Genomic DNA, 1,092 nt, shown 5'->3' with positions numbered 1-1,092 from the left:
ACATTCTAAATCGAATTTCAGTCCCAAGGCACTCTGATAGCGGTCTTCGGCATTCTTTGCCATTAATTTGCTGACAATCTCCGAGAGTACCGGCGGGATTTCGGGATTGATTTCATGCAGTGATAGCGGTTGCTTGGCAATATGACAGTGTACCAATTCCATTGCATCCTTAGATTGAAACGGCAATTGTCCCGCCAGCAATCCGTAAAAAGTCACCCCCAAAGAGTAAAAGTCTGTCCGGTAGTCAATCCCCCGATTCATCCTTCCCGTTTGTTCGGGAGATAAATAGCCGAGTGTCCCTTCCAGCACGTTAGGATTCATCAGGGTTTGAGTTTCCCTGGGCAGCAAGGATGCAATACTAAAGTCAATGAGTTTGACGTGTTTTGTATGCGGATTAATTAAAATATTGGCTGGTTTAATGTCTTTGTGAATTATCCGGTGGCGGTAGAGTATATCTAAGGTATCACTCAGGTCGATCGCCACTTGCAAAAGCTGGCTCAGAGTCGGCGCAGTTTCCCCTTGTTCCATCCATTCATTCAAAGGAATTCCCCCAAAGTCTTCCATTACCAGCGCATAGCTGTTTTGGTAGGCTTCCAAACTGTAGGTTTCGATGATCCCGGGCAAGTTGAGGTTTTTGGCGATCGTGTACTGATTGCGAAATTGCACCAGTTCGGTGAAGCTGGGATAGTTACTCCGCAAGACTTTGATGGCGACGGGCTGTTTGTCGTTAGTGCGGAAAGCTCGATAAACTAGGGTGCGTGTTCCTGAGTAAAGGGGATCGAGAGTTTGATAACCTGTCAATGTAAAATTTCTACTTGGCATACTCTTGTTATTCACGTGATCTGCGGCTTATTTCCCTAGCAGAAGCCCCTACTGTTTCCAAGTCCCCTGATTCTTATTTAAAATCAATATAACATAGATCGCTCAATGTTTGTGATGGGGATCGCTGAAGTAAGGAACGTTTTAAACTGAGCTCTTGCAAAAATAAATAGGACGGGCAAGATGCCCATCCCACAAGAAAAAATAACTCTTGTGGGATGGGCATCTTGCCCGTCCCATCAATTGATGAAAAGGATTTTTGCAAGAGGTCTA

1 protein-coding gene is annotated in these 1,092 nt (G+C 45.0%); it reads right to left on the bottom strand.

Going from position 1 to position 1,092, the window contains the following annotated elements; translation table 11 throughout:
- Window positions 1-822 (bottom strand): serine/threonine protein kinase (locus ACUVJL_RS29790; protein ID WP_445249137.1); only part of this gene is annotated, 822 nt, incomplete at its 3' end.
- Window positions 823-1,092: the final 270 nt, after the last annotated feature.

This window comes from Microcoleus sp. OTE_8_concoct_300 (genome assembly GCF_031383065.1).
Taxonomy (GTDB): Bacteria; Cyanobacteriota; Cyanobacteriia; order Cyanobacteriales; family Microcoleaceae; genus Microcoleus.
Note: the sequence above shows the minus strand (reverse complement) of the source record. Positions and strands in the feature narration are given on the sequence as shown.